This window comes from Romboutsia sp., assembly GCF_035470145.1.
Taxonomy (GTDB): Bacteria; Bacillota; Clostridia; order Peptostreptococcales; family Peptostreptococcaceae; genus Romboutsia_D.
The window spans coordinates 1-2132 of sequence record NZ_DATIRC010000296.1; the positions used below are offsets into that span (position 1 = coordinate 1).

Here is a 2132-nt window from a genome sequence, read left to right on the forward strand (position 1 = left end):
CTTTAAAAAATATTATAAGTGGCCATACCCAATCTCTCTTTTTATACAGTCTAAAATTTTAACTTGCCTATCCTCGATAGCATAAATGATACGATACTCTCCAACCCTTAACCGATATTTCTTCGGATCGGTATCACGTAACATTTTTATGTCACAACGAGATCGAGAGGTAACCAGATCATTTTCTAACTCCTGCAAATGTTCCTTTATTCTATCCCGTATGTTCCTTGGCAGTTCACTATATATTTTCTGAAATGTCCTTGATACAAAAACCTTGTATCCCATCGAGATCACAATTTGTCTAATGGGATAAAGTCATCCTCAGAAAGAATCCTGTTCCATCGTTCATCCAATCTTTTCCATGCATACCGTTCAATAAGTTTTTTTATAATAGCATCATAGGTCTCTCCCTTCATGCCCAGTTCTGATAATGCTTTCTTGGTTTGCTGATTTATGGAGATTGTAGTATTCGCCATACCTTCACCTTTATAATTACCATAATAATTATAATAAATATAATATTTATGCTTTATGCATGGTTACGATGATTGGTTCTACCTTAGATTAATTCACAAATCTGTTTGCATTACTTTTATGCCACCAAATCCACAAACCGTACTAGAGTGTGCCAGTGCGTTCTCGTCGTAAAGCATCGCTTTCCAGCGAGATCAATGTCCGGGTTCGCATTCCCGCCCCCGGCACTGCATTTATCGCTGTCTATATATTATTATTGCATATTCATAAAAGAAAAAAAATAAATCCTTCTTTTAACAAATTAATTTATCAATTTCAATCAGAGGTAAGAAAAAAATGCTGAGTAACTTAAAGTTTTGGTTTTATATTTTTCTTTAATCTAATTAGGGATAATATGATGAGGATTGTAAAAAGTATAAAGCAGCTAACAGTGATATAAAGTGATAGTGTTTGAAAAAGAGGTATAGTTTCTGATCCGGGGCCAAATGTCCCATTTTCAGTGGTTGTTACTGCTGTTTTCCTTAGTAGATCTATTAAACCAGCGATACCAATAAACAATGAGATAAAAGCAATGCTAAATAAGATAGTTATCCTTGTGTTTTCAGGATGCATTAGGCTTGCTCCTTTCCAGGAGAGTTTATAATACACCCATTTATGCCCTTCTCTTTCTATCTTTTTTACCAAGTCTACTTCAATAAGTTTAGTTAGATGTTCATGGACAGTCACCTGATGGAGATTGGTAGCGTTACTAATATCCTTGAGATTTAACCTTTTACCATCAAGTGATCTAAGAATATCTAAACGTGTATCTGAAGCAAGAGCCTTAAAGGCATTTATATCCAGGGTGACCTTGGGCATACCCCACATTATTGGCTATTAGGTAATATGTACGAATTAATTATTTAAAAACTAGCTTTTTTGGTTAGGGAGATACCTAATGTTTTCCAACCTTATATATTATTTTTTTAATATACAGATTATCATGAATAAGAGAAAAAGCACGATATTTATCTTCCTAATACTTGCCTTTTTAATAGTAAGCGGCTTTGGAAATGAAGTATTTTCCGGGAGTACTTCACCTTTTACTACAACTACGTTCGATGGAGTAATAGATATTACTACAGATAAATGTAAGTATAAACAGGGTGAAACAGTTACAGTATTCATTACAAATATAGGTGAAGATAAAATTGAAATCGGTGGCCCCTGTTTTAATGTATATACTGAAAATAGGGAAACAGTATTTTCAGGATGCCTATTTTGCTATTGGAAGCTTGAACCAGGGGAAAGAGAAACATGGTATTGGAATCAGATTGATAAGAATTGGTCACAGGTGCCTATAGGGAAATATATTATTGAGGGAATTTTTCCAACTGCATCCGAAGATAAAAAATATTATGACGAAACGAGCATTTATATTTATAAAAATAAAAACCTCGTTAGAAATAATCCAAATGAAAAAGAGTTACCAGACGATACGACACTTAGTTTTTGGACATTATCCCATGTAAGAATAAACGGAACAGGAGCCTATTTTATTGGAGGCAGTCATTTTTTCCAAGGTATAGGTGGGTGTACTCTTGTGATTACCAGCTTAGAAGAAGATGGCTGCATGAAAATTACTTCTCTTTTGGATACTTCGAACAGTATCCAGATAG

4 protein-coding genes are annotated in these 2132 nt (G+C 34.1%); 1 reads left to right on the forward strand and 3 read right to left on the reverse strand.

Features of this window, described 5'->3' with window-relative positions; genetic code table 11:
- Positions 1-12: 12 nt before the first annotated feature.
- From VLM92_RS17410 to VLM92_RS12145, 3 genes are all read right to left on the reverse strand, one after another.
- Positions 13-285 (reverse strand): type II toxin-antitoxin system RelE family toxin, encoded by a 273-nt coding sequence (locus VLM92_RS17410; protein WP_414708162.1) that lies wholly within the window; start codon positions 283-285, stop codon positions 13-15.
- Positions 286-290: 5 nt separating this feature from the next.
- The gene (locus tag VLM92_RS12140; protein WP_325276599.1) at positions 291-476 is read right to left on the reverse strand and encodes a hypothetical protein; all 186 of its coding nucleotides are present in this window, start codon (positions 474-476) and stop codon (positions 291-293) included.
- Between the two features lie 346 nt (positions 477-822).
- Positions 823-1341: a winged helix-turn-helix domain-containing protein gene (locus VLM92_RS12145; RefSeq protein ID WP_325276600.1), complete on the reverse strand. Its 519-nt coding sequence runs from the start codon at positions 1339-1341 to the stop codon at positions 823-825.
- A 115-nt stretch (positions 1342-1456) separates the two neighbouring features.
- On the opposite strand from VLM92_RS12145, the gene VLM92_RS12150 reads away from it, so the two are divergent.
- A partial coding sequence (locus VLM92_RS12150; RefSeq protein ID WP_325276601.1) for a hypothetical protein occupies positions 1457-2132 on the forward strand: 676 nt, incomplete at its 3' end.

Coding starts and splice junctions, on each gene's coding strand:
- VLM92_RS17410 (WP_414708162.1), bottom strand. CDS start 285: ATGGGATACAAGGTTTTTGTATCAAGGACATTTCAGAAAATATATAGT.
- VLM92_RS12140 (WP_325276599.1), bottom strand. CDS start 476: ATGGCGAATACTACAATCTCCATAAATCAGCAAACCAAGAAAGCATTA.
- VLM92_RS12145 (WP_325276600.1), bottom strand. CDS start 1,341: ATGTGGGGTATGCCCAAGGTCACCCTGGATATAAATGCCTTTAAGGCT.